The following is a 25,348-nucleotide window of genomic DNA, read 5'->3' as shown; positions in this document are numbered from 1 at the left end:
CTCGACGCGGCCGCCCGCCCCGATGCCTCCGCGGCTCCGGCGGCTCCCGCGGCCGCCGTCGCGGCCGGGAACGCCACGGCGGCAACGGTTCCGGCCCCGGTGGCCGCGACCGCGACGACACCCGCGACGACGTCCAGCGCGACGCCGCCCGTGCCCGTCCAGCTCGTCACCGCCCAGCTCGGCCCGCGCGCCCTCGCCGCGGCGGTCGCCGCGACGACGTCCGGGCTGCACACCATCAGCGTGCAGCTGCGCCCCGCGCAGCTCGGCAGCGTGCAGGTCGTGGCGACGATGGGGGAGGGCGGCCTCACGCTGCACCTGCACGCCGCCACCGACGCGACCCGCGAGGTGCTGCGCGCCGCGCTGGCCGACCTGCGCACCGACCTCGCGAACGGCGGCGTCACCGACGTCGCGCAGCTCGAGGTGTCGGACCGCGCACCCGACCAGCAGCCCGCGCCGCACCACCAGGACGACGCCCCCGGACGTCGCCAGGCCGGCCCGGTGCGCACGGTCGAGCCGACGCCGTGGCGCCCCGAGCGGGACGTCGCACCAGTCGTCCGGCCACCCGGACCCGGCCGCCGCCTCGACCTGACGGTGTGAGCGCGATGACCCCAGAACCCTTCAGCCCCAGCCCGTCCCACCACCAGGAGCCCCGATGACCGACCCGATCAGCACCGGTGTCGTCACCCCCATCAGCCAGCTGATGCAGACGCCGGCCACGACCAAGGACAAGTCCTCGCTCGACAAGGACGCGTTCCTCAAGCTCCTGGTGGCGCAGCTGAAGTACCAGGACCCGTCCAAGCCCGTCGACAGCAGCGAGTTCATGGCGCAGACCGCGCAGTTCACGCAGGTCGAGAAGCTGGAGCAGATGGCCAAGGACTCCACCGCGGCGCTCTCGCTGCAGCAGGGCCTGGCCGCGAGCAGCCTGGTGGGCAAGCCGATCTCGTGGGTCGACGCCGAGGGCGCGTCCCACCAGGGCGTCGTGCAGTCGGCGACGTTCGGCGGCAGCCTCACGGCCGAGCCCACCGTCACCGTGGGCGGCCAGGTCGTGCCGCTCTCCCAGATCACGACGGTCAGGTCTGGGGCCTGACCTGCCGAAGACCAGTACGAGGGGTCAGACCTGACCCGACGCAGACCAAGCATGGACGCGATCCCCTGGTGCACGGATGCACCGAGATCACACCGACGGCCCGGAACCAACCGAGCCGTTCTCCTGAGGAGAAGACCATGCTTCGTTCGCTGTACTCCGGCATCAGCGGCCTGCGGGCCAACCAGACGATGATGGACGTCGTCGGCAACAACATCGCCAACGTCAACACGACGGGCTTCAAGGCGTCCAACACCGTCTTCCAGGACACCCTGAGCCAGCTCATCCAGGGCTCGGGCGCGCCGTCCAGCTTCCGCGGCGGCACCAACCCCGCGCAGATCGGCCTCGGCGTGCGCGTCGCGGCGATCACCACCAACTTCAACCCGGGCGCCGCCCAGAGCACCGGCCGCAGCGCCGACGTGATGATCCAGGGCGACGGGTTCTTCGTCGAGAAGCTCAACGGGCAGAACGTGTACACCCGCAACGGCGCGCTGAACTTCGACGCGCAGGGCCGCCTCGTCGGCCCGGACGGCGGCATCGTGCAGGGCTGGATGGCCGACGCCAACGGCACCATCAACGTCAACGCGCAGATCGGCAACCTGTCGATCCCGATCTCGTCGACCATCGCCCCGCAGGCCACGGACGACGTCAAGCTCAGCGGCAACCTCCCGGCCGACGGCACGCTGACCAGCACCCCGCAGACCTCGATCGACGTCTACGACGTGCAGGGCAAGGCGCGCACCCTCAACGCCTCGTTCACCCGGACGTCGGCCACGACCTGGGACGTGTCGATCACCGACGGCACCACCACCTCGACCGGCACGCTCACCTTCGACACCGACGGCACCACGCCGAACCCGACCTCGATGTCGCTCGGCGGCATCACGGTCGACCTCAGCGGCCTGACCGGCTACTCGGGCCTCAGCACGCTGGGCGTCGCATCGGCCAACGGCGCCGCGGCCGGCACGCTGCAGGGCTTCTCGATCGGCGGCGACGGCGTCATGACCGGCACGTTCAGCAACGGCCAGACCAAGTCGCTCGGCCAGATCGCCGTCGCGACCTTCGCCAACCCGGCGGGTCTGACCAAGGCCGGCGCGTCCGGCTACGTGGCCTCGACCAACTCGGGCCTGGTCAACGTCGGCACCGCCGGCAGCGGCTCGCGCGGTGCGCTCGCCGGTGGCGCGCTCGAGATGTCGAACGTCGACCTGGCCGCCGAGTTCACCAACCTGATCGTCGCCCAGCGCGGCTTCCAGGCGAACTCGCGCATCATCTCCGCGGGTGACGAGATCCTGCAGGACCTGGTCAACATCAAGCGCTGACCCTGATCCGCTCGCACGACGAGACCCCCGGCCCTCCCAGGGACCGGGGGTCTCGTCGTCCGGGCTGCTGGTCGGGTGACGCACGGGCACGGAACGCTCAGGACCACCGGACGTCGGCCGATGGGAGGGGTGAGCGACCCACGGACGGGTCGCACAGCGACTTTCCAGGGACGGATCTCGTGATACACCTCACTCGCCTCAACGGGCCGGGCTTCGCGCTGAACCCCGACCTGATCCAGAAGGCCGAAGCCACTCCGGACACCGTCGTCACGCTCGTCGACGGCACCAAGTACGTCGTCGCGGAGTCGGTCGAGCTGCTGACCGAGCGCGTGCTGACCCACCGCGCGTCCGTCGTCGCGCTGGCGCAGCACCTCGCCACCACCGCGCAGGAGGACGCCGACCAGCAGGCCGCCGAGGGCGAGCAGCCGCTCGCCGACGCCATCCCGCTGCGGCCCCACCGGAGGCCGTGACATGGACCCGGCGACGCTGATCGGCATCGTCGTCGCCTTCGTAGCGATCTTCGTCACGATGATCCTCGAGGGCGGCAGCCCGATGGCCATCTTCCTCATCCCGCCGCTGATCCTGGTGTTCGTCGGCACGCTGGGCGCCGGCATGGCCGGCGGTCTGCTCGGCGACTTCAAGCGCTCGCTGGGCGCCCTGAAGACCGCGCTGCTGGCCAAGCCGATCACGGCCGACGGCACCGTCGAGGTCGTCGTCAAGCTGGCCGAGTCCGCCCGGCGCGAGGGCCTGCTGGCGCTCGAGACCGCGGTGCAGGACGTCGAGGACCCGTTCCTCAAGGAGGGCCTGCAGGCCGCCATCGACGGCGCCGACCCCGAGGAGCTGCGCGAGATCCTGTACGCGCAGATCGACACCAAGCGCGCGGCCGACAAGCAGTCCGCGAAGTTCTACGCCGACATGGGCGGCTACGCGCCGACCATCGGCATCATCGGCACCGTGCTCGGTCTCGTGCACGTGCTCGAGAACCTCAACAAGCCGGACGAGCTCGGCCACCTCATCGCGGGCGCGTTCGTCGCGACCCTGTGGGGCGTGCTGTCGGCCAACGTCATGTGGCTGCCGATCGCGAGCCGGCTCAAGCGGCTCTCCGAGGTGCAGTGCCACCAGATGGAGGTCGTCGTCGAGGGCGTCCTGGCCATCCAGTCCGGCACCAGCCCGCGCGTGGTGCAGCAGAAGCTGCTCAGCTTCCTGCCGCCGGAGGCCGCGGCCGCGCTGAAGGAAGCGGCCTGATGTCCGCCCACAAGGGCGGACGTCGCGGCGGCGCCCACGAGGAGGAGCACGAGAACCACGAGCGCTGGCTCGTGTCGTACGCCGACATGATGACGCTGCTCATGGTGCTGTTCATCGTGCTGTTCGCCATCAGCCAGGTCGACCAGCGCAAGTTCGCCGCGCTGAAGGAGGGCCTGACCTCCGGCTTCGGCGCCACCGTCAACGTCCCCGTCTCCGGCGGCACCGGCATCACCGAGAACGACGGCGTCGTCCCCGAGGCGATCAACATGGACGTCGGGCTCGGCGTCAAGCAGAACACCCCGACCGGCGAGAACCAGACCAGCTACAAGGACTCCAGCAGCGGCAGCACCGAGAACCGCACAGCCGGCGGGTCCGGCAAGGGCACCACCCAGGCAGCGGCGGTCAAGGAGGTCAAGCGCCTCGACGGGATCGAGAAGAAGATCCGGGCGGCGCTGAAGCACCAGGGCCTGCAGGACGACGTCCGGTTCAAGGTGACCGAGCGCGGGCTGGTCGTGGCGCTGGTCTCCGACGACGTGTTCTTCGCCGACGCGAGCGCGGACCTGCGTCCGCGCGGCGTGCAGGTGCTGCAGGCCGTGACCCCGGCCATCAAGGACCTGCCCAACGACATCGCGGTCGAGGGTCACGCCAACCACCTGACCCTGACCAGCTCGGTGTACCCGACGAACTGGGAGCTGTCCGGTGCGCGGGCCGCGGGCGTCGTTCGCTGGCTCGCCGGCGCCGGCGGCGTGCGCGAGACCCGGCTGTCGGCCACCGGCTACGGCTCGTCGCGCCCGCTGTACCCCGCCTCGGACCCGCGCTCGATCCGGTTCAACCGTCGCGTCGACCTGGTGCTGGTCAGCGACCAGTCGCCCGAGGTGCGCGACCTCCTGCCCAAGATCGCCCCCCAGCTGTCCGACCTGTGACGCCGTCATGTCCATGACCGAGGAGAGAATCGTGAGCACGACCCTGACCGCCGCCCCGCCCGGGTCGGGCACCGCCGGCGCCGACGCCGGCGACGCCCCGAAGAAGAAGGGCAAGCTCAAGCTCGTCGTCGTCGCCGTCCTGGTGCTCGCCCTGGCCGGCGGTGGTGCGTGGTTCTTCGTGCTGAAGCCCAAGGGCGGCCCCGCCGAGCCCAAGAAGCCGGAGAAGGGCGCCGTGCTGGCGGTCGACCCGGTGAGCATCAACCTGGCCGACGGCCACTACCTCAAGCTCGGCTTCGGCCTGCAGCTGACCAAGTCGGTCAAGGAGGAGCCCGACCCCAGCCACGCGCTGGCCATCGCGATCGACATGTTCAGCGGTCAGTCCATGGCCAAGCTGGCCAAGACCGAGGAGCGTCGCAAGGCCGTCGAGGCGCTGACGAAGGCGATCGAGGAGGCGTACGAGGGGGACGTGATGGACCTGTACCCCACGACCCTCGTCATGCAGTAGGTCGTGACGGGCGCCCGCGAGGCGCCAGGAGCCGCCGGACGTCGGGAAATGTTCCCCCGTTCGGAGTAAAGCCCGAGCGGGCGTCTGCCGAATGAACGCACATGCCCTCGAACGACAGCGCCGAGACCGGTACCGGCCGTGCGCCGGCGACCGCCGAGCCGCAGCCGTACGACTTCCGGCGTCCCACCAAGCTGGCCCGCGAGCACAGCCGCCTTCTCGAGATGGTCTACGAGACCGTCGCGCGCCAGTGGGCGACCGTGCTCGGCTCCGAGCTCGGCTCGCAGTGCCAGGTGGTCTTCGCCGGGGTCGAGCAGCGCAGCTACGACGACTACGTCAGCTCGCTGCCCTCGCCGAACCTGCTGGCCGTGTTCCAGCCCGAGCCGCACACCGGCGCGGGCTTCCTGCAGATCTCGCCCGAGACCGGCTTCACGACGATCGAGCGGATGCTCGGCGGGCAGGGGAGCGGCGAGCAGCCCTCGCGCGTCCTGACCGAGATCGAGACCCAGCTCGTCGTGCGCGTCGTCGAGCGCCTGCTCGGCGAGCTGCGCTACGGCCTGGCCGCCGTCGCCGAGGTGCGCCCCGCGCTCAAGGCGCTCGAGTTCAACCCGCAGTTCGTGCAGGTGGCCGCCGCGACCGACCTCTACATCGTCGCGACGTTCACCATGACGATCGGCGAGTTCTCGGCGCCGGCCACCGTCGCGCTGCCCGCCCCGGTGCTCGCCGTGCGCAGCACCGACGCCGGCCAGGACGACCCGGTCGTCCGCGCGGCACGGGCCCGCGCCCGCTCGACCATGAGCACCCTCGTCGAGGACGTCCCGGTCGAGGTGTCGGTGCGCTTCGTGCCCCGCACCCTGCCGTCCACCCAGCTGCTGAACCTGCGCGAGGGGGACGTCGTCCGCCTCGACCACCCGGTCGACCGACCGCTCGACGTCGTCTCCGCGGGCGTCGTGTGCGCCCGCGGCGTCGCCGGCGCGCAGGGCCCCCGTGCCGCCTGCCTCATCACCGCCTCACTGCCTGGAAGGGCCAGCGAATGACCACCACCACCTCCCTCGAGCAGGACGTCGTCGCCACCGCCCAGGCCGTCGCCGACCTGCTGCCGACCAGCGCCCCGCTCAGCGCGGGCGCCGTCACCGGCCTCGAGCAGGCCGCGGCCGTCGTCCCGCAGGACGCGGTCGGCGTGCACGCCGAGGTCATCGGCGCGCGCCCGGGCACCGTGGTGGTCGTCGTCGACCGCGCGCTCGCCACCGCGCTCGCCGACTCCCCGATGGGCCCGCTGCCGCTCGTCGACGCCCTGCGCCCCGCGCTCGCGCACCTGCGCGGCGACCTGGGCTTCCGCGCGGTCGTCACCGTCACCGAGACCACCGAGGCCGGCGCGGTCGGCCTGCTCGGCGGGCGCGACGCCACCGTCGTGGCGCTCGACGGCCCGACCGGCCCCGCCGCGTGGCTGGCCGTCGCGTCGTCGTCCGACGCCGCTGCCGCCCAGCCTGCCGAGACCCGCCAGCCGGTGTCCGGCGCGGGCCTGGAGCTGCTGCAGGACGTCGTCATGGAGCTCAGCGCGGAGCTGGGCCGCACCACCATGACCGTCCGCGACCTGCTCAACCTGCAGCCCGGTGCCGTCGTCGAGCTCGACCGGCTCGCCGGCAGCCCCGCCGACCTGCTGGTCAACGGCCGCCTCATCGCCCGCGGCGAGGTCGTCGTCGTCGACGAGGACTACGCGCTGAAGATCACCGAGCTCGTCTCCTCCTCCCTGCCGGGCACCGACTGATGGAGGTGCTCGCCCTGGCCGGCCGCGTCGTCCTGTCGCTGGTCGTCGTCCTCGTCCTGCTGTGGCTGGCCGCTCGCGGCCTGCGCAAGGGACAGCAACGCACCCAGCACGGGATCGAGGTCGACGTGCTCGCCCGCCAGCCGCTCGCGCAGCGGTCGTCCGTGGCGGTCGTGCAGGTGGGCGAGCGCGCCCTGGTGCTCGGCGTGACCGAGCACCGCGTCGAGCTGCTCAGCGAGCAGCCGCTGGCCGACCTGCTGCCGGCCCAGCCCGAGACCGACCTCGAGGCGGTGCAGGACGACGTCACCGACGTCGCGCTGCCCGTCCAGGTCACCGGCTCGCGCGCCGCGGCCCGGACGGCGGCCCGCACCGCCGACCGCAAGGCCCCGCAGGGCGGCCTGGCCGGCTCGGCGCTGTCGCCGCAGACCTGGGCCAAGGCGGTCGACGCCGTCCGAGAGATGACGGTGCGCAGGTGATCGCGCGCGCCCGCGCCGCAGCGCTCCTCCTGCTGCTGGCGCTCCTCGGTGCTGCCGCCGTGGCCCTCTCGCAGCCGGCGGCGGCCGCTGCGCCGACGGCCGTGACGTCGTCCGCGCGCTCGGCGTCGCTCGTGGCAGCCGTGCACACCAGCACCACGAAGCCGAGCGGCCCGAAGGCGCCGACGACGCCCAGCGCCGGCGGCATCAACATCCAGATCGGTGGCACGGGGGAGGGCGGCAAGAAGCCGTCGAGCTCGATCGTCATCATCCTGGCGGTCACTGCGCTGTCGGTCGCCCCCGCGCTGCTGCTGCTCACGACGAGCTTCACCAAGATCTTCGTGGTGCTCGGCATCACCCGCAACGCGCTGGGCCTGCAGACGACACCGCCCAACCAGGTGCTCGCCGGTCTCGCGCTGTTCCTCACGCTGTTCGTCATGAGCCCCGTGCTCACCAAGGTCAACCACGACGGCGTCCAGCCCTACCTCAAGGGCGACAAGTCGCAGTCGCAGGCGTTCAACGACGGCGTGAAGCCGCTGAAGACGTTCATGGTCAGCAAGACCCGGCCCGAGGAGCTCGCGCTCATCACGAAGGCGGCGGGCCTGCCCAAGCCGAAGAACGCGGCGACCGTGCCGCTGACGACCCTCGTGCCGGCGTTCGTGCTGTCCGAGCTGCGCTCGGCGTTCGTCATCGGGTTCCTGATCTTCGTGCCGTTCCTCATCATCGACCTGGTCGTCTCGGCCGTGCTGATGTCGATGGGCATGATGATGCTGCCGCCTGTGACGGTGTCACTGCCCTTCAAGCTCCTGCTGTTCGTCCTCGTGGACGGATGGGGCCTGATCGTCCAGTCCCTCGTCGCGAGCTACCGGTAGGCGGCCATGAAGGACACCACCGTCATCGAGCTCGGTCTGCAGTCGATCCTGCTGGCCGCCAAGCTCTGCGCGCCGATCCTGCTCACCGCGCTCGCCGTGGGCTTCGGCATCTCGCTGTTCCAGTCGGTCACGCAGATCCAGGAGGCGACGCTCAGCTTCGTGCCCAAGGCCATCGCGATCGGCATCGTGATCGTGGTGTGCGGCAACTGGATGCTGCACGAGCTGGTGAGCTTCACGACCGACCTGTACGAGCGCATACCGACGATCCTGCTGAACGGCTGAGCCATGGGGCTCGACCTGCCGGCGGAGCTGATGCTCACGGTGCTGCTCGGGGCCATGCGGGCCGGGGCGTTCCTCGCCATCGCGCCGCCGTTCAACAACAAGTCGATCCCGGTGCCGGTCAAGGCCATGCTCTCGGTGGCGATCGCGCTGCCGGTCGTCGCGATGAAGGGCTCGCGGCCGCCGGCCATGGAGACCGCGGACGTCGTCTCCGGCATGGTGCTGCAGCTGGTCGTCGGCGCGTCGCTGGGTTTCCTGTGCCTGCTGATCTTCACGGCGGTGCAGGCCGCCGGTGACCTCGTCGACCTGTTCGGCGGGTTCTCCCTGTCGTTCGCCTTCGACCCGCTGATGCAGCAGGGCAACGCGGTGTTCGGCAAGGCCTTCCAGATGATCGCCACGACGCTGCTGATGGTGTCGGGCGGCTACCTGCTCGTGCTGCACGGCTTCCTGCGCAGCTACCAGGCCGTGCCGCTCGACGGCGGGCTCGACCTCGCGACGCTCAGCAAGGTGATGACCACCGGCCTTGGCCAGATGATGCTCAGCGCGCTGCAGATCGCCGCGCCGCTGCTGGCGATCCTGTTCCTCGCCGACGTCGCGCTCGGCCTGCTGACCCGTGTCGCACCGGCTCTCAACGCGTTCTCGCTCGGCTTCCCCTTCAAGATCCTGCTGACCCTCACCCTGGTCGGCACCACCATCGCGGCCCTGCCGCAGGTGACGCAGCGACTGGCCGAGACGGTCGGCGCGACGCTCGTGCGGGTGGTGGGCGGATGAGCGGGGAGAAGACCGAGAAGCCGACTCCCAAGCGCCTCAAGCAGGCGCGCAAGGAGGGCCAGGTCGCCCGCAGCCCGGACGTCGGCGCCTGGCTGGCGATCCTGGCCGCGACCTACCTGGTGCCGCGGGCCGCGAAGTCGCTGTCCCAGGTCGTCATGAGCCTGCTGATGGGCGCGAACGCGGCGATCATCGACCCCGACCCCGACCGGGCGGTCACGCTGCTCGGCAAGGGCCTGCGCGACGGCGCGATGTCGTTGGCGCCCACCGCGTTCGCGCTGCTGGTGATCGGCATCGCGGCCTCCGCCGTGCAGGGCGGGCTGCACCCCGCCACCAAGCGCCTCAAGCCCAGCTTCAAGTCGCTGAACCTCGTCCAGGGCGTCAAGCGGCTCGCCGGGCTGATGACCTGGTGGGAGGCGGCCAAGATCCTGGTCAAGACCGCGCTGCTCGCCGTCGTCCTGTGGGCGATCGTGAAGGCGACGCTGCCGCGGCTCACCGGTGCCACCGACGCCCCGCTGATCTCGACCCTGACGGTCACGGGCGAGGGCGTGCTGAACCTCGTGCGGGCCAGCGTGCTCGTCGGCCTCGTCATGGCGGTCGGCGACTACCTGGTCAAGCGCCGCCACATCAACAAGCAGATCCGCATGAGCAAGCACGACATCATGCAGGAGCACAAGCAGGCCGAGGGCGACCCGCACGTCAAGGGCGCGCGGCGCTCGCGGCAGATCGCCATGAGCCGCAACCGGATGATGGCCGACATCGCCAGCGCGGACGTCGTCCTGGTGAACCCGACGCACGTGGCCGTCGCGCTGCGCTACCAGCCCGGCAAGGGCGCGCCCACCGTCGTGGCCAAGGGCGCCGGGCCGGTCGCAGCCGCGATCCGCGAGCGGGCCACCGAGGCCCGCGTGCCGCTGGTGCAGGACGTGCCGCTCGCCCGCGCGCTCCACGCCGCGTGCGAGATCGGGCAGGAGATCCCGGCCGAGCTCTACGCCGCCGTGGCCCAGGTGCTGGCCTTCGTCATGGGGCTGCGGGCCCGTGGCGTGGCCGCCGGCTCGCACGTGGTGCCCGCGGGCGCCGGCGCCCGCTGACCCGCCGCTCAAGGTTCTGCGGCGGGCTGCCGAGGGAGTACATGGCCCGCCGGACGGCGAGCCGTGACCGCCAGGACGGCGACCGCTGAGGCCAAGGACCGGCCCCGATACCCAAGGCCCCGGTGTCCGTGTCCTCTCGTGCCAGCCAGCTAGCTCTGCCGATCGGTGTGGTGGGCGTCGTCCTGCTGCTCGTCGTGCCGCTGCCGTCTGCCCTCCTGGACCTGCTGATCGCCTTCAACATCACGGCGGCCATCACCGTGCTGCTGGTGTCGATCTACATCAAGCGGCCCCTGGACTTCGCGGTCTTCCCCTCGCTGATCCTCGTCCTGACCCTGCTGCGGCTCTCGCTCAACGTGTCGGCCACGCGCCTGGTGCTGCGCGACGGCTACGCCGGCAAGGTCATCGACTCCTTCGGGCACTTCGTGGTCGGCGGCTCGCTGGTCATCGGCCTGGTGATCTTCCTGATCCTCGTGGTGATCCAGTTCGCGGTCATCACCAACGGTGCCGGCCGCGTCGCCGAGGTCGGCGCCCGCTTCACCCTCGACGCCATGCCCGGCAAGCAGATGGCGATCGACGCCGACCTGAACTCGGGGCTGATCGACGAGGACGAGGCCCGCCGCCGCCGCGAGGACGTCGCCGCCGAGGCCGACTTCTACGGCGCCATGGACGGTGGCTCGAAGTTCGTCAAGGGCGACGCCGTCGCCGCCATCGTCATCACGATCATCAACCTCATCGGCGGCTTCGCGATCGGCATGCTGCAGCGCGGCATGTCGCCCGCCGAGGCGCTGCACTCGTACAGCCTGCTGACGATCGGCGACGGCCTGGTCTCGCAGATCCCCGCGCTGCTGCTCTCGGTCGCCACCGGCCTCATCGTGACCCGCTCGACCAGCCACGGCGACATGGGCTCGGACGCCGCCGCCCAGATCGGCGCGCAGCCGCGGGCGCTCTACATCGCCGGCGCCGCCGCGATCGGCATCGCGCTGCTCCCGGGTCTGCCCAAGCTGCCCTTCCTGGTCGTCGGCGGCGTGGTGCTGCTGGTGGCCCAGCGCGTGTCGTCGCGTGCGGCCGCCGCCAAGGAGCTCGAGGCAGTCACCCTCGACGACGAGCCCTCGAACGACGAGACGCCCGAGGCCCTCATGGGCGAGATGCGCGTCGACCCGCTCGAGGTCGTGCTCGCGCCGGACCTCGTCGACCTGGTCGACACCGGCGTCGGCGGCGACCTGCTCGACCGGGTCCGTGCCCTGCGCCGCAAGCTCGCCCTGCAGCTCGGCCTCGTCATGCCGCCCGTGCGCACGCGCGACAGCCTCGACCTGCCGACGTCCGGCTACTCGATCCGGATCAGTGGGGTCGAGGTCGGCAAGGGCCAGGCCCCGCCCGGGCACGTGCTCGCCATCGGCGACAACCTGGACGCCGTCCCCGGCCGCCCGACGACCGAGCCCGTCTTCGGCCTGGCCGGCAAGTGGGTGCCGGCCGAGGCGCGGCAGCAGGCCGAGCTGTACGGCGCGTCCGTCGTCGACCGCTCGAGCGTGCTGATCACGCACCTGGCCGAGGTCGTTCAGACCCACGCCGCGCGGCTGCTCGGCCGCGAGGACGTCAAGGCCCTGGTGGAGTCGGTGCGCCGCACCCACCCCGTCGTCGTCGAGGAGCTCACGCCCGCGCTGATGACCACCGGCGAGGTGCAGCGCGTCCTGCAGGGCCTGCTGGCCGAGGGCATCTCGGTGCGCGACCTCGTGCGCGTCTTCGAGGCGCTCTCGCAGCGGGCCAAGGCCGGCGCCGACCTCGACGGGCTGGTCGAGGCCTCGCGCCTCGCGCTCGGCCCCGCCATCTGCGACACCTGGGCGCGCGACGGCCTGCTGCAGGTGCTCACCCTCGACCCGATGCTCGAGCAGCAGCTCGTCGAGGCCGTCCGTCCCGGTGAGAGCGGCGGTGTCATCGCCCTTCCCGGCGGCACGGTCGAGCGGCTGGTCGACGCCGCCGCCCAGGCCCTGCTCGGTGCCGAGCGCGAGGGCCGCTCGCCCGTGCTCGTCTGCCCGCCCGTCGTCCGCGCACCGCTGCGCCGCCTGCTCGCGCCGCACGTCCCGCGCCTGCCGGTGCTCTCGTACGCCGAGATCGACGCCAGCCTGAGGATCGAGACGACGGGAGTGGTCAGCTGTGGCACAGCGATTGCTGCTTGAGGGATCCGACATCGACGAGCTGCTCGCCCGCGTCCGCGCCGAGCACGGCCCCGACGCCCGCATCGTCCACGCGGAGCAGAAGCTCGTCGGCGGCGTCGCCGGGTTCTTCGCCCGCCGCCGCTACGAGGTGGCCGTCGCCGTCGACGAGCCGTCCGCCGCCGCTGCCCAGCCCGCCCCCGCTGCTCCCAGCTCCGCCGCTCCCGCTCGCACCACGACGTCCCAGCTCCAGGAGGACCCCGCCGTGACCACCTTCGACACCGAGCCCCAGCAGGGCCGTGGCGCGCCGTCGTCCCTCGAGGAGCTGCTCGCGATGGCCGACGGCCAGGACGGCGGCCAGGAGCCCTCGCGCCCGGCCGGCCGCCCGCTGTCGACCGAGTCGGAGTCCTTCGACCACCTGGTGCGCGACCTCGTCGCCCGCGCCGTGCCCGAGGGCCGGCCGCAGCCGGTGCCGTTCATCCCCGCGCAGGGCGGCTTCGCGGCTGCCACGCCGCGCGTGCTGACCGAGCCCGTGAGCGCCGTCGGCGCCCTCGAGGCCGAGGCCGTCGCGGTGCCCGAGCTCGACCTGCCGGCGCTCGCGATGCCGCAGCTGGACCCGGCCGCGTTCGGGATCCCCGCCCACGACCTGTACCCGGCCGCCCGCTTCCCCCAGGGCACGGCCCGCTTCGCCGCCGCCGTCGAGGACGTCCCCGTCCAGGCCGTCGCCGCCGAGCAGGTCGAGGTCGTCGAGCCGGCCGCTGCCGCCCTCGCGGCGCCGCACGCGCCCTCGGTGCTGGAGGCCCTGGCCGCCATGACGGCCCCGGTGGTCGAGCCGGCCCCGCTGCTCGCGTCCCCGGCGCCCTCCGTGGCCGCGGTCGAGGTGGTCGAGGCCGTCGTCCCGGAGCGGCAGTACGTCGCCCGGCACGCCAGCCGCCCGATGATCGTGCCCGAGGCGGTCGCCGCGCTGGGCCTGCCGGTCCGCGAGCTCGCGCCGACCCCCGAGGCCGACCCCCGCACCGCGCTGCTCGACGTCCTGGCCGACCTCGCCGTGCCCGCGCCCGGTGCGCTGCGCGGCGTCCAGGTCGTCGTGGGCGACGCGGCCGACGCCTACCAGCTGGCCCACGCCTGGGCCGCCGCGATCGGCGAGGACGGCGACGTCGTCCTCACCGAGCGGTCCGACGAGGCGCCCGAGGAGCTCGCCGACCGCGCCCGCGCGGCCGTGCAGCCCGACGGCGGCGTGCTCGTCGTCGTCGACGCCGGGACGACGCGCGCCAGCGCCCGCGGGGCCGGACGCCGGGTCGGCGCCCTGGGTGCCACCGCCGTCACCGGCGTCGTCGACGCGCGCTGGGACCCGGCCATCACCCGCGAGCGCGTCGCGGCGCTCGGCGGCCACGGTCGCGGGGTCGACCACGTCGCGGCGCAGGGCGTGCTGGAGTCGCCGACCCCGCTGCGGCTGCTCGAGATCGGCGTCCAGGTGACCTGGCTCGACGGGCAGCCCGCCACGCTCGGCGCGTGGGCCGCGCCGTGCCTGGACCGCTGGAGCTGACCTCGGCACCTATGCTGGGGCGATGCTCGTACTGACGCGGAGGATCGGCGAGAGCCTGGTCATCGGCGACGACGTGGTGATCCGCGTGCTCGACGTCAAGGGTGACGTCGTGCGGATCGGCGTCGACGCCCCCCGGCACGTCCAGATCCACCGGCAGGAGGTCTACGAGGCGGTCAAGGCCGCCAACCAGGCCGCCGCCGCGACGAGCGAGGGCGCCCTCGCGGCCCTGCAGGACGCCGTGCGCCAGCGCCGCCCGTCGGGTCCCGCCTGACCTCAAGACCCCGCGGCCGCCTGCCGATGCAGGACGGGTGACGACGACCTCCGGAACCGCCCTCGGCGCCGACCAGGCCGCAGCCTCCGCGTCGCTGGCGCGCCAGCCGATCGTCGACCGCAGCGGTCGACTGCACGGGTACGAGCTGCTGTTCCGCGGGGCCGACCCGCGCGAGGTCGGCGGCGACCGGGCGACGGCCGACGTCCTCGTCACCGCGGCCTGCGACCTCGGATGGCAGCGCCTCGGCGGCGGCCACCCGCTGTTCCTGAACGTCGACCACGGGATGCTGCTCGGCGACCTGATCGCGCTGGCGCCCGCGGAGCAGACCGTCATCGAGGTGCTCGAGCACGTCGAGGTCGACGCCGCCGTCGTCGAGCGCGTGACCGCGCTGCGCGACCACGGCTTCCGGATCGCGCTGGACGACTTCGTGGCCGGCTCGTCGGCCGAGCTGCTGCTGTCCCTCGCGGACCTGGTCAAGGTCGACGTCCTGCAGACGCCGGCCGAGCAGTGGCCCGGCCTGGTCGACCGTCTGCACGGCCAGGGCCTGGTCGTCGTGGCCGAGAAGGTCGAGGACGCCGCCACGCACGCGCGCGCTGTCGCCGCGGGCTTCGACCTGTTCCAGGGCTACTGGTACGCGCGCCCCGCCGACCAGCCGTCGATCGCGATGTCGCCGCGGCACGTCGTCTGCCTGCGGCTGCTCACCGCGCTGTCGCAGGACGAGCACGACCTGCGCGAGATCGAGGAGCTGGTGAGCTCCGACCCCATGCTCACCGTGCGCACGCTGCGCATGGCCAACAGCGCCGCCGCCGGCACCGGCCGGGCGATCAGCTCGGTGCAGCAGGCGCTGGTGCTGGTCGGGCCGGCCACGCTGTCGGGCTGGATCGCGCTGATGCTCGTCGCCGGCGAGGACGAGAGCGACTCGATGTCGTCGGTCGAGGTGCTGGTGCGAGCGCGCGCGTGCCTGCTCGTCGCCAAGACGCGCGGCGAGGTGCGGCCGGGAGAGGCGTTCCTCGCCGGGCTGGTGGCCGCGCTCGCCGAGAAGTCCGGCGTCGCGCCGGGTCAGATGCTCGACACCGTCGGTGCGGCGCAACCGATCCGCGACGCGGTGCTGGACGGCGCGGGCGACCTCGGGCTGCTGGTGCGCGACGTCGACCGGCACATCTCCGGCTTCGACGTCGACGCCGCGCTCGACGTCCAGATGGCGCACCTCGCAGCCGTCGTCTGGGGCCACGAGCTCCTCACCATGCGCTGAGTCACGTGCCGGTGGTGGAACCACGCGACCCCGAGCTGTACCTCGCAACCCGACTGCCATGCCTGGTCAGTCTCAGAACCGTCGACGACGATCCGTCTAGCGCGAGCGGCGGAGCGGGCCTTGGCCCGGGGCCACGCAGTTCCACCGTCTCACGAGCGCCCACTCGCACCGAGCCCTCAGCGCGGCAGATCGGGACGGCAGCTGCGCTGCCACGAGGCGCCGCTCGCTGGTTGGGTGCGGGCGTGGGTGCGGCGGAGGTGCTGCGATCACGACGTCGCCGCCGCACCCACGGCCGCACCCGTCCATCACCCGCTGCTGCAGATGCGAGGGCGGTCCTCGGCAGATGAGTGCGTACGCGTCGATCGCGCGGGCGGGCCGGATCGCATGATCACGGCGGGGGAGCGGTCAGTCGCGGCGGGCGGTGAGGCGGACCGTCACCTCGTCGCCCTCGCCCTTGCCGATCGCCTTGCGCACCGACGCCTTGACGGGCAGCTTGTGGGTGCCGTCGCCGAGCGCCATGAACGAGCTCTCGAACGGGTGGCCGTCCACCGTGCCGGCGACCTTCACCAGCCCGCGCGTGCCGAAGTACTCGACCGACCGGTCCCACACCAGGTAGGTCCAGCCGCCGTCGGCCGGGCTCTTGCGCAGCCGGGCCGTGAACTGCTCGTCCATGGGGGTCTCCTCACCTCGTCCTGCTCATGAGACCACCGGCGACCCGCGAAGTCATCGGTCAGCCGTCGAGCGACCGCACGGTGCGCAGCGCGGCGGCGACGAGCCCGCACGGCGAGAGCACCGACCGCGCGATCGCCAGCGCCTCGAGGCGGTCGGCCGGAGACGCGCCCTCGACCGCCCGTGCCGTCCAGTCGACGGCGTCCCACAGGCCCCGCGTGCACTGGTAGTAGGCGAGCCGGTGCGGTTGCGGCGCAACGAGTTCACCCCGGTGTGCGAGGTACCCGGACTCGAACGCCGCCCGGTCGCCGTCCCGCACCGGCTGGCCGGCCAGCACCCCGCCGTCCAGCACGAACATCAGGTCGGCCTCGGGATGGGCCAGGACGGCGTCGTCCCAGTCGAGCAGCCACACCCAGCGCTCGCCGTGCAGCAGCACGTTGCCCAGGTGCGGGTCGGCGTGGCAGAGCACCAGCGGCGACTCGTCGGCCTGCAGCCGAGGAGCCAGGGCGACTGCTGCCGACGCCACGGCCAGGACGTCGTCCGACACCGCGCACCAGGCCCGCACGGCGGCGGACGCGACTCTGTCGAGCGCGTCCAGATCCGTTGCAGCAGAACGCCACCGGGCATCGGCGTCCCGCACCTGAGTCACGAGCGCAGTCGGGTCGTGCGTCTCGCGCGGGACGTCGACGGGCAGCGACGCGACGTCGACCTCGTGCACCTGCCCGAGCAGCGCGCCGAGCGCCGCCCAGTGCGCCGGCAGCACCGTCGAGCGCGCGGGTCGCGGGCCGTCCAACCACGGCTGGACGACGAGCCGCCGGCCCTCGCGCTCGGTCCACCGCGCACCACCCAGCGACGGCAGCGCACCCAGCACCCCGGGCACCCCGCGGGACGCCAGCAGCGCGGGCAGCTCGAGCCCGGCCGTCGAACCGCCGCCGGTCCACTTCACGGCCAGCCGCTCGCCCTCCGAGGTCGTCGCCCGCCACAGCGCGGCGGCGGCGTCCGAGCCGAGCGTCAGCGGCTCGACGAACGAGAGCTCGAGACCGAAGTCCTCGCGCACCCACGCGTGCAACGTGTCGACGTCCACGCGCTCAGCATGCCGGGCGGGCGTCCTGCGCGTCTCGGGAGTTCTGACGGGGCAGGGGCAGCCCGGGCGTCGAGGGCGTCGGGGCCTGCAGCGCCAACGACGTCAGCGCCTGCAGCAGCGGCTCGGCCCGGTGCAGCTCGGTTGTGAAGGCGTCGCCGTAGATCTCGACCAGCCACGTGGAGCCGTCCGTCGCGCGGCCGCCCGCGGCCACCAGCGAGGAGAACCCGGTCTGAGCCAGCAGGTGCCGCTCGCTCGCGTCGCCGCTGAACGAGTCGACGTAGATGCTGCGGCCGCCGATCGCGCGCTGCGTCGCGGGGTAGTCGGCCAGCAGGTACACGGTGGGGTCGAGCTCGACGTCCGGCCACTCGCCGTCGCGCGCGTCGTCCGGGCGCGGGGTGCCGCACTGCGCGGCCACGACCGTGCCTGCCGCGACGTCGACCGTGCTGACCCACCACGCCGCACCGGACGACGCCGAGCAGACCTCCGCCGCGACGGTCGCCAGGTGGTCGACCACCGGCTCGGGCGAGCGCAGCCGGTCGGTCACGCGGCTGACGCGGGTGACGAGGAACCCGTCCTCGGCGCCGGTCCAGCGCTCGGGGACGTCGTCCTGGCCCTGCCGCAGGGCGAGCTTGTGGCGGTACTGCTCGGCGTCGGCCAGCTTCATCAGCGAGCGGGCGCGCGAGGTCGGGGTCGGCTCGGCGCGCGGCAGGTCGCGCCCGGCCGCGATGCCGCACGAGAGCCCGCCGCCGAGCTTGAGCGCACGTGCCGCGGCAGCCAGGTCCTGCACCACCTCGGCGACCTGCCCGACCTCCGGGTCGGGTGAGGCGATGAGGAACTCGTCGCCGCCGAGCCGGGCCGCGAGCCCGCCGGGCAGCCGGCCGGCCGCCACCGACACCAGGCCGCCGATCTCGCGCAGCAGCCGGTCGCCGGCCGGGTGCCCGTGCTGGTCGTTGACCTGCTTGAGCCCGTTGACGTCGCACAGCACCACGGTCATGGACGACGACCGGTCGGCGTCCGCGGCCCACGTCTCCAGCGCCTGGTCGACCGCCCGGCGGTTGGCCAGCCCGGTGAGCGGGTCGGTGAGCGCCAGGCGCATGACCTGCTCGTGGCCCTCGAGCCGCATCACGGCCGCGCCGGCGAGCGCCCCGAGCAGCTCGGCCGTGGCGACCTCGTCGTCGGTGAACGGCCGGTCGTCGACGCGGGCCAGGTAGATCTCGCCCCAGACCTGTCCCTCGACGACCACCGGCACGCTGGCGCCCACACGCTTGCCGACCATCTCGAGCAGCGCTTGGTCGGCGGCGCTGGTGCCGTCGTCGCCGACGGCGCCGCACCACGGACCGGCCTCCTCGACCGTCATGGCGGTCTGGGGCAGGTCCGCGATCTGGTAGCTCTCGTCGTTCGGGTGCTCCTGCTCCCACTCGGCGAGCTCGCCCGCGTTGCGCAGCACGCGCACCATGCCGTGTGGCAGGTCGAACCGGCTCACGTGGGCGCTGTCGGCGCCGGTGAGGTCGAGCGCGGCGCGGACGACGAGTTCGACGACGTCCGGGCAGCTGGCCGCGGTGTGCAGCACGCGGGCCAGGTCGGCCAGGCCCACCAGGGGCGGCTGCGGTGCCGGGGCGACCATGCCACCCCCTCGTGGTGCGGCCGCCGCTCAAGCCTGACGGGTCAGTACTTGAACGGTCGGGGAGGGGCGGACAGGGTCGCGCGCGGGCAGGCGTCGAGGGTCAAGCCCCCGAACTCCAGCGCCGCGTCGGTGAGGCTGTGCACGGTGAAGCCGTGCTCCACGCCGAACCGCGTGACGGTGACACGGTAGATCGTGATCTCGTACTTGGTGGGCGTGCCGTACGCGACCTGGATGGTCCCGATGAGCTCCGCGCCGGAGGGGTTGTTGTAGCCGTGCCAGGGCCGGTCGTACAGGCTCCACAGCTGGGGCTCGGACTGCCACACCCCGCCGTTCTGGACGTCGCGCAGCGCCAGCTCGACCAGCACGGCCCGAGCCGCCTCCTCCGGCACGATCGCCGCAGGACGGATCACCTCGGAGACGACGCCCTCGTCGTACGCCTCCGCCATCAGCACTTCGCTGTTCTCCACGGCTCTCGTCCTCCTCCAGAACGCCTGCCCCCTCCATCGGCACGCACGGGCCCGCACTTCACCCCCTCGGCCCATCGGATCTTGGGGCAAGGACCCGGGGGAGGGCTGGTGCGGACGGGGCCGGTGGGGCACAATGGCGCCAGCGTGGTCCGCCGCGCCGTACACCAGCCCGCGCTGTGCACGCCCCTGGTCCGAGGTCGTTGGGGAAGACGTCCCTCGAGGCCTGAGGAGGTCGTGATGTCTGCAGCGACGACGCGTGGTGTCGTCTTCGTGCACGCAGCGCCGCCGGCGCTGTGCCCGCACGTGGAGTGGGCGCTCGGCGGCGTCCTCGACGCACGCCTGCACCTGGACTGGACCGCGCAGCCGGCCGAGCCCGGGACCTGGCGCACCGAGCTGAGCTGGCAGGGCGAGGCGGGCACCGGCGCGCACCTGACCTCGGCGCTGCGCGGCTGGGGCAAGCTGCGCTTCGAGGTCACCGAGGAGCCCAGCGCGAGCGCCGACGGCGCGCGCTGGAGCCACACGCCGACGTTGGGCGTGCACCACGCCGTGGTCGGCGTGCACGGCGACGTGCTCGTCGGCGAGGACCGGCTGCGCGCCGCGGTCAAGGCCTCCGGGGGCGACGCCGTGCTGCTGGCCGGCGAGATCGACACCGTGCTGGGCCGCGCCTGGGACGACGAGCTCGAGCCCTTCCGCTACGCCGGGGACGGCGCCCCCGTGCGCTGGCTGCACCGCGTGGGCTGACCCTCCGGGCGCACCCGCCGGGCGCACCGCCGCGCACGACCACGGGCCGCCGACCCGCTCCAAGGAGCAGGTCGACGGCCCGTCGTCCGGACGTCGTCGGTCAGCCGACGTGCACCGCCGGCGTCTCGCCGTCGTTCGCCAACGTCTCGTGCTTGACGTCGAGCCCCAGCAGGATGATGAGCGTGCCGCCGAGCACCATCGCCGCGGCGACGAGGAAGGCCCGGGTGGCGCCGTGCGTCTGCGCGGCCAGCGCGATCTGGTGCTGCGCGGCGGCCAGCTGGTCGGCCGTCGGCGCCGCACCGCCGGCGGCGGCCTTGGCCTGCAGCGCGGCGGCCAGCGAGTGCGCCTTGTCGGTGGCGGCCGAGACCGCCACGGTCGACAGGGTGGCCAGGCCGAGCGAGCCGCCCACCTGCTGCATGGTGTTGAGCACCGCCGAGGCGACGCCGGAGTCCTCGCGGGCCACGCCGCTGACCGCGGTCAGCGTGAGCGGCACGAACACCAGGCCCAGGCCGAACGAGAGCAGCAGGATCCACGGCAGCAGGCCGGTGACGTACGACGAGCCGACCTCGAGCTGGGCCATGCCGAGCATGCCGCCGGTGGCGAGCAGTCCGCCGGCGCCGGAGATCCAGCGCGGGTCGACCCGCGAGACCAGCGTCGAGGCGAGCTGGGCGGCGACCACGATGCCCACCGAGAACGGCAGGAACGAGAAGCCGGCCTTGAGCGAGCTGTAGCCCAGCACCTGCTGGATGTAGAGGCCCAGGAAGTAGAACATCGCGAACATGCCGGCGCCGACGACCAGCATCACCACGTAGCTCACGGCGCGGGTGCGGTCGGCCAGCACGCGGAACGGCATGAGCGCGTGCTTCGAGCGCTGCTCGACGAGCAGGAAGACCGCGATGAGCACCAGGCCGGCGACGATGGTGACGAGCGTCGTGCTGTTGCCCCAGCTGGTGGTGGCCGCGTGGGTCAGGCCGTACACCAGGGACACCAGGCCGGCGGTGGCGGTGAGGGCACCGGGCAGGTCGAAGCCGCCGGTCTCGCGGGCGGACTCGCCGAGGAAGCGGGGCGCCAGCGCGAGCACCAGCAGGCCGATCGGCACGTTGATGAAGAAGGTCCAGCGCCAGTCGTACTCGGTGAGCACGCCGCCGAGGATCAGGCCGACCGCCGCGCCGGCGCCCGACATCGCGGCGTAGACGCCGAAGGCGCGGTTGCGCGCGGGCCCCGCGGGGAAGGTCGTGGTGATCAGCGACAGGGCGGTGGGGGAGGCCACCGCGGCGCCGATGCCCTGCAGCACGCGGGCGGCGAGCATCTGGCCCTCGCTCTGGGCCACGCCGCCGAAGAACGACGCCAGCGCGAAGACGCCGACGCCGGCCATGAAGACCTTGCGACGGCCGAGCAGGTCGCCGAGGCGACCGCCGAGCAGCAGCAGGCCGCCGAAGGCCAGCGTGTAGGCGTTGACGACCCACGACAGGTTGGCCGGCGTGAAGTCGAGGTCGGTCTGGATGTGCGGCAGCGCGATGTTCACGATCGTGCCGTCGAGCACGACCATGAGCTGCGCGGCGCTGATCAGCGCCAGCGCGATGCCGAGGTGGCGGTGGCCGTGACCGGCGTCGTCCGCCGGCGGCTCGGGGACCACCGCGTCGGTGGTCAGGGTGTCCTGGGACATCGGGTCGTCGTCCTTCTGCTCGGGTCGTGCGGGGTGGGAGGGCCGGCGACGCTGCCGGCGGCAGGTGGTTCAGCGCGAGGTCTCGGCCCGGCAGGCGGGCAGCAGCACCTCGTCGATCGCGCGCTCGACGAAGTCCGGCGTGGGGTGCTGGCCGGTGACGAACACCCGGTGGACGACGAGGGCAGGCAGCACCTGCGCCAGCAGGTCGACGTCGGCGCCCTCGGCCAGCTCGCCGCGCTCGGCGGCGCGCTCGAACAGCGAGCGGGTCAGGGCCAGCCGCGGCTCGAGGAACTCGCGGTCGAAGGCGGCGCGCAGCTCGGGCTCACGGTGCAGCGCCGTGACCAGGGCGACCATGACGCCCATCGGCACCTGGTCGGTGAAGCCGCCGTCGTCGCAGGCCAGGTGCAGCAGGTCGCCGCGCAGCGAGCCGGTGTCGACGACGTCCGGCGAGGGCACGCAGGCGGCCCGGGAGACGGCGTCGACGACGAGGTCGGCCTTGGTCGACCAGCGGCGGTAGAGCGTGGCCTTGCTGGCCCGGGCGGCGCCAGCGACGGCGTCCATCGTCAGCCGGTCGTAACCGACCTCGCTGAGCAGGCCGAGCGCAGCGGCGAAGATCTGCTCCTCGCGCTCGCCCTCGACGCGGGGGCGGGTGCGCTCGTCGGTCGTGCTCACGACACCTCCCGGTCACCTGGATGAAACGAAACGGTTTCGTTCCATCGATGACGATAGACCCGCCGGACGACGGCGTGCAACCCCGGACGCCGACGACCCGCCGGACGGGTGGTCCGGCGGGTCGTCGGGCGTCCTGGGGCGACGGGAGCGGGCGGTTACAGCGGGATGTTGCCGTGCTGGCCGCGCACCTTCGGGCCCTCGTCGATGGCGCGGGCGAGCGCGCCGCGGGTGTCGGACGGCTCGACGACCTCGTCGACGACGCCGATCTCGACGGCGCGCGGCAGGCCGCCGGCGAGCACCTCGTGCTCGGCCGCGAGCTCGGCCTCGACGTCGGCGCGGGCGTCGTCCGGCACCTCGGCCAGCTTGCGGCGGTGCAGGATCCGCACCGCGGCGACCGCACCCATGACGGCCAGCTGCGCACCGGGCCACGCGAAGACCTTCGTGGCGCCCAGCGAGCGGCTGTTCATCGCGATGTACGCCCCGCCGTACGCCTTGCGGGTCACCAGCGTCACGCGCGGCACCGTGGCCTCGGCGAAGGCGTGCAGCAGCTTGGCGCCGCGGCGCACCACGCCGTCCCACTCCTGCCCGACGCCGGGCAGGTACCCCGGGACGTCGACGACGACCACCAGCGGCACGCCGAACGCGTCGCACATGCGCACGAACCGCGCCGCCTTCTCGGCCGACGAGGAGTCCAGGCAGCCGCCGAGGCGCATCGGGTTGTTGGCGATGACGCCGACGGTGCGACCGCCGAGCCGGCCGAGCGTCGTGACGATGTTCGGCGCCCAGCGGGGGAAGAGCTCGACCGTGGTGGCCGGGTCGTCGAGGACGTTCTCGACCAGCGGGTGCACGTCGTACGCGCGCTTGGTGGACTCGGGGAGCAGCCCGGCCAGGTCGCGCTCCTCGACGGCCGAGCGGTCCATCTCGCCCTGGGCGCCGAGCAGCGCCGTCACGAGCTGGGCCTGCTCGTACGCGGCCTCGGTGGTCTCGGTGACGACGTGGACGACGCCCGAGCGACGGCCGTGCGGCTCGGGACCACCCAGCCGCAGCGCGTCGACGTTCTCGCCGGTGACCGAGCGGACGACGTCCGGGCCGGTGACGAAGACCCGGCCGTCCGGGCCGAGGATGACGATGTCGGTGAGCGCCGGGCCGTACGCGGCGCCGCCCGCGGCCGCGCCGATGACCACCGAGATCTGCGGGATCTTGCCCGACGCGCGGGTCATGATCGCGAAGACCTCGCCCACGGCGTGCAGCGAGACGACGCCCTCGCGCAGCCGGGCGCCGCCGGAGTGCCACAGGCCGACGACCGGCACGCCGTCGGCGAGCGCCCGCTCGTAGGCCGTCAGGACGACCTTGCAGCCGGCCTCGCCCATCGCGCCGCCCTGGATCGTGGCGTCGCTGGCGAACGCCACGGCAGGCGTGCCCTGCACGGTGCCGCGCGCGGCGAGCATGCCGCTGTCGTCGCGCTCGGTGAGCAGCTCGACGCTGCCCTCGTCGAAGAAGATGCCGAGCCGCAGCTGAGGGTCGCGCGGGTCGACCTCGACCTGGAGGTCGGAGTCGGCACGGGGGGTGGTGGCGGTCATGAGGCGCTCCGGATCGCGAGGGCGACGTTGTGGCCGCCGAACCCGAACGAGTTGTTCAGGGCCAGCAGGTCGCCGTCCGGCAGCTGGCGCGGCTTGTCGACGACGACGTCCAGCGAGACCTCGGGGTCGAGCTGGTCGACGTTGATGGTCGGCGGGGCGAGGCGGTGGTGCAGGGCCAGGATCGTGAAGATGCCCTCGACCGCGCCGGCCGCGCCGAGCAGGTGGCCGGTCATGGACTTGGTGGCCGAGACGCAGACGCCGTCGGTGGCGTCGCCCAGGGCGGCGCGGATCGACACGGCCTCGGCGGTGTCGCCGACGGGCGTCGAGGTGGCGTGGGCGTTGAGGTGCACGACGTCGGACGCGGTGGCGCCTGCCGCCTCCAGGGCGGCGCGCATGGCCCGCGCCGCGCCGGTGCCCTCGGGGTCGGGGGCGGCGATGTGGTGCGCGTCGCTGGTCAGGCCAGCGCCGGCGAGCTCGGCGTAGATCTTCGCCCCGCGCGCCTTCGCGTGCTCCTCGGACTCCAGGACGACGACGCCCGCGCCCTCGCCGAGGACGAAGCCGTCGCGCGTGACGTCGTAGGGGCGGCTCGCGGTGGCCGGGTCGTCGTTGCGGGTCGAGAGCGCCTGCATGGCGGCGAACCCGGCGATCGGCAGCGGGTGGATGGCCGCCTCGGTGCCACCGGCGACGACGACGTCCGCGCGGCCCGAGCGGATCATGTCGACCGCGTAGCTCATCGCCTCGGCGCCGGACGCGCACGCGCTCACCGGCGTGTGGACGCCGGCCCGCGCGCCGAGCTCGAGGCTGACCGCCGCGGCCGGGCCGTTGGGCATGAGCATCGGCACCGTGAGCGGGAAGACCCGGCGAGGGCCCTTCTCCTTCAACGTGTCGTACGAGCTGAGCAGCGTCCAGACGCCGCCGATGCCGCTGGCGACGACGACGCCGAGGCGCTCGCCGTCGACCTCGGGCGAGCCGGCGTCGGCCCAGGCCTCGCGGGCGGCGACGAGTGCGTACTGGCCGGACGGGTCGAGCCGGCGGGTCTCGACGCGGGCGAGCTGCTCCGCGGGCGGGACGGCGACCGAGGCCGCGAAGGTCACCGGCAGCTCGAGCTCGGCGACCCAGTCCTGGGTCAGCGTGCGCGCGCCGGAGGTCCCGTCGAGGGCGGCCTGCCAGGTCGTGGCGACGTCACCGCCGAGGGGGGTGGTCGCGCCGAGGCCGGTGACGACGACACGACGGTTCTGGCTCGTGGCCATGCTCGGGTCAGCTCCTAGGACGTCGAGTGGTGCGGGGGAGGGAGGGCGAGTTCGCCCG

At 73.3% G+C, this 25,348-nt stretch carries 27 protein-coding genes; 19 read left to right on the top strand and 8 right to left on the bottom strand.

Annotated features, from left to right (window positions below; all coding sequences use genetic code 11):
* From ACYVJ4_RS14575 to ACYVJ4_RS14490, 18 genes are all read left to right on the top strand, one after another.
* Positions 1-597, top strand: a 597-nt coding sequence (locus tag ACYVJ4_RS14575; RefSeq protein ID WP_460460859.1) for a flagellar hook-length control protein FliK, incomplete at its 5' end; no start/stop codon positions are given.
* 55 nt (positions 598-652) lie between these two features.
* Positions 653-1,087 carry a flagellar hook assembly protein FlgD gene (locus tag ACYVJ4_RS14570; RefSeq protein WP_460460858.1) on the top strand — a complete coding sequence of 145 codons (435 nt, stop codon included), beginning with the start codon at positions 653-655 and terminating at the stop codon, positions 1,085-1,087.
* A 137-nt stretch (positions 1,088-1,224) separates the two neighbouring features.
* Positions 1,225-2,403: a flagellar hook protein FlgE gene (locus ACYVJ4_RS14565; protein ID WP_460460857.1), complete on the top strand. Its 1,179-nt coding sequence runs from the start codon at positions 1,225-1,227 to the stop codon at positions 2,401-2,403.
* Positions 2,404-2,582: 179 nt separating this feature from the next.
* Complete coding sequence (locus ACYVJ4_RS14560) at positions 2,583-2,873, top strand: flagellar FlbD family protein (RefSeq protein WP_460460856.1); 291 nt, start codon at positions 2,583-2,585, stop codon at positions 2,871-2,873.
* 1 nt (position 2,874) lies between these two features.
* Entirely contained in the window at positions 2,875-3,648 is a 774-nt protein-coding gene (locus ACYVJ4_RS14555) for a flagellar motor protein (protein ID WP_460460855.1), read from the top strand.
* The gene (locus ACYVJ4_RS14550; protein ID WP_460460854.1) at positions 3,648-4,571 is read left to right on the top strand and encodes a flagellar motor protein MotB; all 924 of its coding nucleotides are present in this window, start codon (positions 3,648-3,650) and stop codon (positions 4,569-4,571) included. The genes ACYVJ4_RS14555 and ACYVJ4_RS14550 overlap by 1 nt, the downstream gene beginning before the upstream one ends.
* A gap of 31 nt (positions 4,572-4,602) precedes the next feature.
* Positions 4,603-5,076 (top strand): flagellar basal body-associated FliL family protein, encoded by a 474-nt coding sequence (locus tag ACYVJ4_RS14545; protein WP_460460853.1) that lies wholly within the window; start codon positions 4,603-4,605, stop codon positions 5,074-5,076.
* 101 nt (positions 5,077-5,177) lie between these two features.
* Positions 5,178-6,110 (top strand): flagellar motor switch protein FliM, encoded by a 933-nt coding sequence (locus tag ACYVJ4_RS14540; protein WP_460460852.1) that lies wholly within the window; start codon positions 5,178-5,180, stop codon positions 6,108-6,110.
* A complete protein-coding gene (gene fliN, locus ACYVJ4_RS14535; protein ID WP_460460851.1) occupies positions 6,107-6,841 on the top strand; it encodes a flagellar motor switch protein FliN in 735 nt (244 codons plus the stop codon). Before ACYVJ4_RS14540 ends, fliN begins: the two co-directional genes overlap by 4 nt.
* Positions 6,841-7,314, top strand: a complete 474-nt coding sequence (locus ACYVJ4_RS14530) for a flagellar biosynthetic protein FliO (RefSeq protein WP_460460850.1) — start codon at positions 6,841-6,843, stop codon at positions 7,312-7,314. The genes fliN and ACYVJ4_RS14530 overlap by 1 nt, the downstream gene beginning before the upstream one ends.
* Positions 7,314-8,183, top strand: coding sequence for a flagellar type III secretion system pore protein FliP (gene fliP, locus ACYVJ4_RS14525; RefSeq protein WP_460460863.1), 870 nt, complete (start codon positions 7,314-7,316; stop codon positions 8,181-8,183). The genes ACYVJ4_RS14530 and fliP overlap by 1 nt, the downstream gene beginning before the upstream one ends.
* A 6-nt stretch (positions 8,184-8,189) precedes the next feature.
* Positions 8,190-8,465 (top strand): flagellar biosynthesis protein FliQ, encoded by a 276-nt coding sequence (gene fliQ, locus ACYVJ4_RS14520; protein ID WP_460460849.1) that lies wholly within the window; start codon positions 8,190-8,192, stop codon positions 8,463-8,465.
* A 3-nt stretch (positions 8,466-8,468) separates the two neighbouring features.
* Entirely contained in the window at positions 8,469-9,233 is a 765-nt protein-coding gene (locus tag ACYVJ4_RS14515; RefSeq protein WP_460460848.1) for a flagellar biosynthetic protein FliR, read from the top strand.
* Positions 9,230-10,318: an EscU/YscU/HrcU family type III secretion system export apparatus switch protein gene (locus tag ACYVJ4_RS14510; RefSeq protein WP_460460847.1), complete on the top strand. Its 1,089-nt coding sequence runs from the start codon at positions 9,230-9,232 to the stop codon at positions 10,316-10,318. Before ACYVJ4_RS14515 ends, ACYVJ4_RS14510 begins: the two co-directional genes overlap by 4 nt.
* Positions 10,319-10,488: 170 nt before the next feature.
* Positions 10,489-12,492, top strand: coding sequence for a flagellar biosynthesis protein FlhA (gene flhA, locus ACYVJ4_RS14505; protein WP_460460846.1), 2,004 nt, complete (start codon positions 10,489-10,491; stop codon positions 12,490-12,492).
* Positions 12,482-14,014 carry a hypothetical protein gene (locus ACYVJ4_RS14500; RefSeq protein ID WP_460460845.1) on the top strand — a complete coding sequence of 511 codons (1,533 nt, stop codon included), beginning with the start codon at positions 12,482-12,484 and terminating at the stop codon, positions 14,012-14,014. The genes flhA and ACYVJ4_RS14500 overlap by 11 nt, the downstream gene beginning before the upstream one ends.
* Positions 14,015-14,036: 22 nt before the next feature.
* Complete coding sequence (csrA, locus tag ACYVJ4_RS14495; protein WP_460460844.1) at positions 14,037-14,285, top strand: carbon storage regulator CsrA; 249 nt, start codon at positions 14,037-14,039, stop codon at positions 14,283-14,285.
* Between the two features lie 37 nt (positions 14,286-14,322).
* Positions 14,323-15,537 (top strand): EAL and HDOD domain-containing protein, encoded by a 1,215-nt coding sequence (locus tag ACYVJ4_RS14490; protein ID WP_460460843.1) that lies wholly within the window; start codon positions 14,323-14,325, stop codon positions 15,535-15,537.
* A gap of 405 nt (positions 15,538-15,942) precedes the next feature.
* Here the strand turns inward: ACYVJ4_RS14490 and ACYVJ4_RS14485 are convergent, their stop codons facing one another.
* Genes ACYVJ4_RS14485 through ACYVJ4_RS14470 form a run of 4 tightly spaced genes read right to left on the bottom strand, consistent with a single transcriptional unit; the run spans position 15,943 to position 19,381 of the window.
* Positions 15,943-16,209, bottom strand: a complete 267-nt coding sequence (locus ACYVJ4_RS14485; protein WP_460460842.1) for a DUF1905 domain-containing protein — start codon at positions 16,207-16,209, stop codon at positions 15,943-15,945.
* Positions 16,210-16,267: 58 nt separating this feature from the next.
* On the bottom strand, positions 16,268-17,290 hold the full coding sequence (locus ACYVJ4_RS14480; RefSeq protein WP_460460841.1) for a phosphotransferase enzyme family protein: 1,023 nt from the start codon (positions 17,288-17,290) through the stop codon (positions 16,268-16,270).
* A gap of 4 nt (positions 17,291-17,294) precedes the next feature.
* Positions 17,295-18,914 (bottom strand): diguanylate cyclase domain-containing protein, encoded by a 1,620-nt coding sequence (locus tag ACYVJ4_RS14475; RefSeq protein ID WP_460460840.1) that lies wholly within the window; start codon positions 18,912-18,914, stop codon positions 17,295-17,297.
* A gap of 41 nt (positions 18,915-18,955) precedes the next feature.
* Positions 18,956-19,381 (bottom strand): hypothetical protein, encoded by a 426-nt coding sequence (locus ACYVJ4_RS14470; protein ID WP_460460839.1) that lies wholly within the window; start codon positions 19,379-19,381, stop codon positions 18,956-18,958.
* A gap of 237 nt (positions 19,382-19,618) precedes the next feature.
* Here ACYVJ4_RS14470 and ACYVJ4_RS14465 point away from each other — a divergent pair, with 237 nt between their 5' ends.
* The gene (locus tag ACYVJ4_RS14465) at positions 19,619-20,122 is read left to right on the top strand and encodes a DUF3145 domain-containing protein (RefSeq protein WP_460460838.1); all 504 of its coding nucleotides are present in this window, start codon (positions 19,619-19,621) and stop codon (positions 20,120-20,122) included.
* Positions 20,123-20,222: 100 nt separating this feature from the next.
* On the opposite strand, the gene ACYVJ4_RS14460 is transcribed toward ACYVJ4_RS14465, so the two are convergent.
* The 4 genes from ACYVJ4_RS14460 to fabF form a co-directional block, all read right to left on the bottom strand.
* Positions 20,223-21,788 (bottom strand): MFS transporter, encoded by a 1,566-nt coding sequence (locus tag ACYVJ4_RS14460; protein ID WP_460460837.1) that lies wholly within the window; start codon positions 21,786-21,788, stop codon positions 20,223-20,225.
* Between the two features lie 69 nt (positions 21,789-21,857).
* Entirely contained in the window at positions 21,858-22,460 is a 603-nt protein-coding gene (locus ACYVJ4_RS14455) for a TetR/AcrR family transcriptional regulator (RefSeq protein ID WP_460460836.1), read from the bottom strand.
* A 155-nt stretch (positions 22,461-22,615) separates the two neighbouring features.
* Entirely contained in the window at positions 22,616-24,040 is a 1,425-nt protein-coding gene (locus tag ACYVJ4_RS14450; protein WP_460460835.1) for an acyl-CoA carboxylase subunit beta, read from the bottom strand.
* Positions 24,037-25,290, bottom strand: a complete 1,254-nt coding sequence (gene fabF / locus ACYVJ4_RS14445) for a beta-ketoacyl-ACP synthase II (RefSeq protein WP_460460834.1) — start codon at positions 25,288-25,290, stop codon at positions 24,037-24,039. Before fabF ends, ACYVJ4_RS14450 begins: the two co-directional genes overlap by 4 nt.
* Positions 25,291-25,348 lie beyond the last annotated feature (58 nt).

It is taken from the genome of Angustibacter peucedani, from assembly GCF_054779595.1.
This window is presented reverse-complemented; position numbering and strand designations above follow the sequence as displayed.

What these genes read in the sequence shown, in the direction of transcription:
- ACYVJ4_RS14570 (WP_460460858.1), top strand. Translation starts at nt 653, where the DNA reads ATGACCGACCCGATCAGCACCGGTGTCGTCACCCCCATCAGCCAGCTG.
- ACYVJ4_RS14565 (WP_460460857.1), top strand. Translation starts at nt 1,225, where the DNA reads ATGCTTCGTTCGCTGTACTCCGGCATCAGCGGCCTGCGGGCCAACCAG.
- ACYVJ4_RS14555 (WP_460460855.1), top strand. Translation starts at nt 2,875, where the DNA reads ATGGACCCGGCGACGCTGATCGGCATCGTCGTCGCCTTCGTAGCGATC.
- ACYVJ4_RS14550 (WP_460460854.1), top strand. Translation starts at nt 3,648, where the DNA reads ATGTCCGCCCACAAGGGCGGACGTCGCGGCGGCGCCCACGAGGAGGAG.
- ACYVJ4_RS14540 (WP_460460852.1), top strand. Translation starts at nt 5,178, where the DNA reads ATGCCCTCGAACGACAGCGCCGAGACCGGTACCGGCCGTGCGCCGGCG.
- fliN (WP_460460851.1), top strand. Translation starts at nt 6,107, where the DNA reads ATGACCACCACCACCTCCCTCGAGCAGGACGTCGTCGCCACCGCCCAG.
- ACYVJ4_RS14530 (WP_460460850.1), top strand. Translation starts at nt 6,841, where the DNA reads ATGGAGGTGCTCGCCCTGGCCGGCCGCGTCGTCCTGTCGCTGGTCGTC.
- fliQ (WP_460460849.1), top strand. Translation starts at nt 8,190, where the DNA reads ATGAAGGACACCACCGTCATCGAGCTCGGTCTGCAGTCGATCCTGCTG.
- ACYVJ4_RS14515 (WP_460460848.1), top strand. Translation starts at nt 8,469, where the DNA reads ATGGGGCTCGACCTGCCGGCGGAGCTGATGCTCACGGTGCTGCTCGGG.
- ACYVJ4_RS14510 (WP_460460847.1), top strand. Translation starts at nt 9,230, where the DNA reads ATGAGCGGGGAGAAGACCGAGAAGCCGACTCCCAAGCGCCTCAAGCAG.
- csrA (WP_460460844.1), top strand. Translation starts at nt 14,037, where the DNA reads ATGCTCGTACTGACGCGGAGGATCGGCGAGAGCCTGGTCATCGGCGAC.
- ACYVJ4_RS14485 (WP_460460842.1), bottom strand. Translation starts at nt 16,209, where the DNA reads ATGGACGAGCAGTTCACGGCCCGGCTGCGCAAGAGCCCGGCCGACGGC.
- ACYVJ4_RS14475 (WP_460460840.1), bottom strand. Translation starts at nt 18,914, where the DNA reads ATGGTCGCCCCGGCACCGCAGCCGCCCCTGGTGGGCCTGGCCGACCTG.
- ACYVJ4_RS14465 (WP_460460838.1), top strand. Translation starts at nt 19,619, where the DNA reads ATGTCTGCAGCGACGACGCGTGGTGTCGTCTTCGTGCACGCAGCGCCG.
- ACYVJ4_RS14460 (WP_460460837.1), bottom strand. Translation starts at nt 21,788, where the DNA reads ATGTCCCAGGACACCCTGACCACCGACGCGGTGGTCCCCGAGCCGCCG.
- ACYVJ4_RS14450 (WP_460460835.1), bottom strand. Translation starts at nt 24,040, where the DNA reads ATGACCGCCACCACCCCCCGTGCCGACTCCGACCTCCAGGTCGAGGTC.
- fabF (WP_460460834.1), bottom strand. Translation starts at nt 25,290, where the DNA reads ATGGCCACGAGCCAGAACCGTCGTGTCGTCGTCACCGGCCTCGGCGCG.